We start from the raw sequence: 5,691 nt of genomic DNA, 5'->3' as shown, positions 1-5,691 counted from the left end.
TATCAAAACGGAAGAGATCGGGAGACCTGTTGTTTTGATAAACCCACGATTGACCTTCCCTTTCCTGGATTAGGTACACCCTTCAAGATATCCGCAGGAGGCACTTGCTATTGAAGAAAGGCGATCGCGGGAGGAGTTGGGCGATCGTGTTTACCGTTGCGCACTCGATACTGACTGAGCAGGCTGGCTTTGCTCGATCGCCTGTTTCACTATAGGAGTCAGTTTCTCTTTCCAGAAGCGAATGTCCGGAAATTCCCTTGCACTCATGATGACATCCTGCCAGCGACCATCTCGTAAAGCTTTTTGAGCGCTATAATATCTAGCCTCAGCTCGATTCCATTCCTGGGGCCACTGCACAGCCGCCAGTTTCGCCGTTGGGTAAGCTAGGCTGTCTGCAGAAACGGATTTTACCAGGGCGATCGCGCCATTGAGATTGCCCGATTGGTATTGCTGAGTGGCGATCGCCATGAAATAAATTCCCCGATCAGAAGTGTCTCCCTGCTCAGGCACTAGCATGGCTTGACTAACCGCATCCCTGGGGTTGACGCAACTGGTCACTGTTAACTCTTTATAAACCCAGCCAGGCATTGGGCTGCTAATCCTCAACCATCCTTCTGATTCATCCACCACTGTCAACAGGGTGCCATTGGGGATATGCCCCACTACATTGTCGTTAGCAGCCTCTGGGCTGGAACGTACATTTAGCGGCGGTTTTGGATCAGCAGTCAGAGTTTGACAGACCGTTGTACCTTCTAGGTGTCCAGACAAGGATGGGTCAAAGAGCCATTGAGATAAGGGTGTTTTAGCGATCGCATAGATCAGGCCAGCGGTCGTTATGGGAATGGCAAAACTAATTCCCATCGCCAACGCCATCTTTGACCTGAACTCCATTCTCCACTCCCCATTCCCTACTCCCTCAAACTGCCCGGAACACCTACTGGAGAAACCCCTGCAATCGCCCGTAAATTCTGGCAACGCAACAATTCAATAAAGCTGAGACTGGGCCGTCCTTCAATCTCCGCAACCGTCTCAATGGCTGAGAGCAGAGAGCGAGCCGCTTGAGATTCTGTGTAGCCGCGCCGCATTGCTACTTGAATCGCTGCCTCATCCGCCTCCAATTCTCGTTGGGTACTGTGATTACTGCGCCAAATTTGTGTACCCGCGATCGCGCTGAGGGATCCGGCAGCAATAACTCCCACTGCATCCCCCTGGATAGCTTCCACAATTACGCCCAGCACCCCAGCCAGCACCAATCCCTGATTCAAACTGGGTCGAAACCAGCGCACACTCGTCACCCAACTGACAGTTCGCAGCACCAGCAAATCCCGTTGGGCACGAGACAGTTGGTTCCACAGGTCAAAGTTGATGGACACTGGGCGAAATGCCATCCACGGCTTGGGAACAGGAGCCTCAATCACCGTTGCCTGTCCAGGTTTACTCACCAATTTGGTCAGCATCCGGCCAGAAGCGGGTAGTAAATCCATCAGGTGGCGAATTTCGGGATCGGGATACATATTCGGGATGAGGGAATAGGGATTGGAGAAGGTTTTAAGAGATCATAAGAGATCAGTTCTAAGTTTTGAGTTTTCAGTTCTCAGTTCAAAATCAACTCAAGACTTAAACCAAGTCCATCTAGAAAACGGTTGTTTTTCGATCAGAGAAACTCCGGTTCTAGACTTGGACAGGGTTTAAATCTAAAATCTCAAAAATCATTGGCCTGTCAACTGAGAACTGAAAACTCAAAACTCAAAACCATTCCTTCTCCACTATAAGCAGGTACGGTTTTACAGGCAAATCAGAGGTGAATCCCGAATTCAGCTATCACAACAAAGTCCTTACAATACTTTATAGCTACATGCGCATGGTTATTTGTCATTTGTCATTCGTCCTTTGTTAATCAACCAGTTTATGTTTTGTATCAGCTTTAACTCCGCCTAATGACCAATGACCAATGACGAATGACCGATGACCATTGACTCTTTAACTACGGAGCTATCCACCCATGCCGATCGAAACCAATAACAAACTAAAAGCGCCTCGTCCCAGGCAGTTTGGGGGCGGCTTATTAATTCTCTTCACGCTACTTTTACTGCTGAATTTTGTTATTCCTAGCTTTGGGCCACGTCCAGCTTCCATTCCTTACAGTGATTTCATTGCCCAGGTACAGGCTGGAAAGGTGGCTCAGGCGTTAATCACACCGAATCGCATTCAATATACGTTGAAGCCAGAACCAACGGGGGATCCGACTCAAGCAGCCCAGGCTCCCCGCATTTACACAACAACTCCGATTTCAGTCGATCTGGATTTACCCAAGATTTTGCGCGAAAACAATGTGGAATTTGGTGCACCACCGCCAAACAATAACGCCTGGATTGGTACACTGCTGAGTTGGGTTGTACCGCCACTGATTTTCTTTGGTATTTGGGCCTTTTTGTTGAATCGGCAGGGTAGCCCCGGTCAGGCTGCGCTCACCGTAGGTAAGAGCAAAGCTCGTATTTATTCGGAAGGCACCACGGGGGTAAAATTTTCGGATGTGGCTGGCGTGGATGAAGCAAAGGCTGAACTTCAGGAGATTGTGGACTTTCTGAAAAATGCTGATAAATATACAAGGCTAGGAGCTAAAATCCCCAAAGGGGTGTTGCTGGTTGGCGCACCGGGAACGGGGAAAACCTTGCTAGCCAAAGCGATCGCCGGAGAAGCGGGAGTTCCTTTCTTCAGCATTTCTGGGTCTGAGTTTATTGAGTTGTTTGTTGGGGTGGGCGCTTCGCGGGTGCGCGATCTGTTTACCCAGGCCAAGCAACAGGCTCCCTGCATTGTATTTATTGACGAATTGGATGCCTTGGGTAAATCCCGCGCCCAAGGAGGGATGTTTGGTGGCAATGACGAACGGGAACAAACCCTGAACCAGTTGCTGACTGAGATGGATGGCTTTGAGGCCAATACCGGCGTAATTCTGCTGGCTGCTACTAACCGTCCGGAGGTGCTGGATCCAGCTCTCCGTCGTCCCGGTCGCTTTGATCGCCAGGTGGTGGTTGATCGCCCTGACAAGCTGGGTCGGGAAGCCATCCTGAAAGTCCATGCTCGCAATGTGAAACTGGCGGATGATGTTGATCTGGGCGCGATCGCCGTTCGTACCCCTGGCTTTGTTGGTGCAGACCTGGCAAATCTGGTAAATGAAGCGGCTCTGTTAGCAGCCCGGAATGGTCGGCAGTCCGTGATTATGGCGGACTTTACCGAAGCGATCGAACGAGTGATTGCTGGCCTGGAGAAGAAGTCTCGCGTCCTGAATGAGACCGAGAAGAAGATCGTCGCTTATCACGAAGTTGGCCACGCGATCGTTGGCGCGTTGATGCCCGGTGCAGGCAAAGTCGAAAAGATCTCCATCGTACCTCGCGGCGTGGGAGCTTTGGGCTATACTCTGCAATTGCCGGAAGAAGATCGCTTCCTGATGGCTGAAGATGAAATTCGCGGTCGGATCGCCACCTTGCTGGGAGGTCGTTCTGCGGAAGAATTGATCTTTAGCAAAGTGTCTACGGGAGCCAGCGATGATATTCAAAAGGCCACCGATCTGGCAGAGCGATCAGTCACCCTTTACGGGATGAGTGATTACCTGGGGCCGATCGCCTTTGAAAAGCAGCAAATGCAATTCCTGGATGGGTATCAATCTCCTCGTCGAGCCGTTAGTCCCAAAGTCACGGAGGAAATTGACCGGGAAGTAAAGGAAATCGTTGATGGTGCCCATCACATCGCTCTAGCCATTCTGGACAAGAACCGGAACTTGCTGGAAGAAACGGCTCAGGAACTGCTGAATCGAGAAGTGATGGAAGGCGATGCCTTGCGCGATCGACTCAACCAGGTCGTCGCTCCAGAAGAACTCAACTCCTGGCTGCTTTCCGGCAAACTTCCCGATGGCGTCCGACTGATGCAGGCAACTTTGGTGTAGACACAGTACAAGTTCAATAACTCTTGTTAACCAGTCCTGAGTACCTAGTGGCTTTTGGTGAGTCAGCCAAACCGCTAAGCACCCAGGACTTAAAGTTGGGAAGAAAAAATTTCCAAAGTTTTTTGTAGAATACTTGTTCTATAAAAGTGCTATACCATTGAGCAATTGATCCATTGAACCTCTCAAGTTCTCAAGGAAGCTTGCCGTAGCAGAGCAACTTTACTAAAATGCCTCTGCCATTTATCTAACACACTACTTATAGTGTCCTCAAATCCATTGAAAACAACATCAGGTACTGGCAAGCGATCGGCCAAGCATAGTCATCCAGAGCCAAATCAAATTAGAGATGGCGATCGTGCGGCCCATCAGTGGTATCGCTTCGTTCTCTCCTATCCTCCTCATCTGGTGCAGGACTACCTGCATAAATTTGGGGTAGATGGTAATCAGCGTATTTTAGATCCCTTCTGTGGTACAGGAACAACAGTAGTCGAGTGTAAAAAGCAGGGAATTTCCAGTGTCGGCATTGAGGCGAATCCCATGGCCTGGTTTGCAGGTTCCGTCAAGGTAGATTGGACTCCTGATCCAGTAGGGTTGCTGGAGATGGCTAATCGAATTGGGGAAGCAACTGAAACCATTATTGCAAAAGAAACAAAACTCCGTACCTTACCAGAAGAAAGCCAGAAAATTATTTTGACGAATTCCATCAGTCCGCTGCCTCTGCACAAAACCTTGGTGTTATTGGAGCAAATCCAGCTTCAGGCTACTCCCATCTATACTGGTCATCTAAAACTAGCCCTGGCAAAAGCGGTAACGACCTCTATTAGTAATCTTTACTTTGGGCCAGAAGTTGGGGTAGGCAAAGCAAAACTGGATGCACCAGTGGTTCTGGACTGGCTGCATCAGGTTCATAACATGGCGGAAGATTTAGAGCGGCTGCAATCTCTCCAAGACACACCTGCCATAGTACATCGTGCCGATTCACGCCAACTTCTTGGTGTTCTGGAACCGGGATCGATCGATGTGGTAATCACCTCTCCTCCCTACCCTAATGAAAAGGACTACACTCGCACGACTCGCTTGGAGTCGGTTTTACTGGGATTTATCCAGAATAAGCAGGAGTTGCGATCGCTAAAAGAAGGACTCATTCGCTCTAACACCCGTAACGTCTTTAAGGCCGACACAGATGATATATGGGTATCGCAGCATGAAGCGATTCAGCAAATTGCAAAAACCATTGAAGATCGTCGCATCGCCCTAGGGAAAACCAGTGGTTTTGAACGGCTCTACCACCGATCTGTGAAGCTCTACTTTGGTGGCATGGCGAAACATTTGGCAGATTTACGAATCATTCTGCGTCCCGGTGCCCAACTTGCCTACGTGGTAGGTGATCAAAAATCCTACTTGCAAGTGATGATCCGAACAGGCGAACTTTTGGCAGACATTGCCCAGGGGCTAGGATATGAGTTGGTCGGGATTGACCTGTTTCGTACTCGTCTCTCTACCACCACCAAAGAGCAAATGCGAGAGGAAGTTGTTCTGTTGCGCTGGCCTGGAGAAATACCACTAAACCTTCTCCAAACCCAAAGTCGGAGTTCCTCTGATCAGAAAACAACCGTTCTCTAGCTGGACATGGTTGAAAGCCTGATGCCTATCACGAGTAGTCTCCCTCTACAGTTATTTTTCAGGAGATCATGATGCCAGACGAATCGCAACGCCAGCTTGAAATTTATCTGCAGGAATACGGCAAG

General features: G+C 49.4%; 4 protein-coding genes. 2 read left to right on the top strand and 2 right to left on the bottom strand.

What is annotated here, in order from left to right; all coding sequences use genetic code 11:
- Positions 1–150 precede the first annotated feature (150 nt).
- Together ACUVQO_RS22195 and ACUVQO_RS22190 are read right to left on the bottom strand one after the other, a co-directional pair.
- Positions 151–873, bottom strand: a complete 723-nt coding sequence (locus tag ACUVQO_RS22195; RefSeq protein WP_445927998.1) for an SH3 domain-containing protein — start codon at positions 871–873, stop codon at positions 151–153.
- 35 nt (positions 874–908) lie between these two features.
- On the bottom strand, positions 909–1,514 hold the full coding sequence (locus tag ACUVQO_RS22190; protein ID WP_445927997.1) for a DUF3318 domain-containing protein: 606 nt from the start codon (positions 1,512–1,514) through the stop codon (positions 909–911).
- 488 nt (positions 1,515–2,002) lie between these two features.
- Between ACUVQO_RS22190 and ftsH the strand changes: the two genes are divergently transcribed.
- Together ftsH and ACUVQO_RS22180 are read left to right on the top strand one after the other, a co-directional pair.
- A complete protein-coding gene (gene ftsH / locus ACUVQO_RS22185; RefSeq protein WP_445927996.1) occupies positions 2,003–3,943 on the top strand; it encodes an ATP-dependent zinc metalloprotease FtsH in 1,941 nt (646 codons plus the stop codon).
- 276 nt (positions 3,944–4,219) lie between these two features.
- On the top strand, positions 4,220–5,566 hold the full coding sequence (locus ACUVQO_RS22180) for a DNA methyltransferase (RefSeq protein ID WP_445927995.1): 1,347 nt from the start codon (positions 4,220–4,222) through the stop codon (positions 5,564–5,566).
- The last annotated feature ends 125 nt before the right edge of the window (positions 5,567–5,691 follow it).

The organism is Leptodesmis sp. (assembly GCF_052746595.1).
This window is presented reverse-complemented; position numbering and strand designations above follow the sequence as displayed.

What these genes read in the sequence shown, in the direction of transcription:
- ACUVQO_RS22195 (WP_445927998.1), bottom strand. Translation starts at nt 873, where the DNA reads ATGGCGTTGGCGATGGGAATTAGTTTTGCCATTCCCATAACGACCGCT.
- ACUVQO_RS22190 (WP_445927997.1), bottom strand. Translation starts at nt 1,514, where the DNA reads ATGTATCCCGATCCCGAAATTCGCCACCTGATGGATTTACTACCCGCT.
- ftsH (WP_445927996.1), top strand. Translation starts at nt 2,003, where the DNA reads ATGCCGATCGAAACCAATAACAAACTAAAAGCGCCTCGTCCCAGGCAG.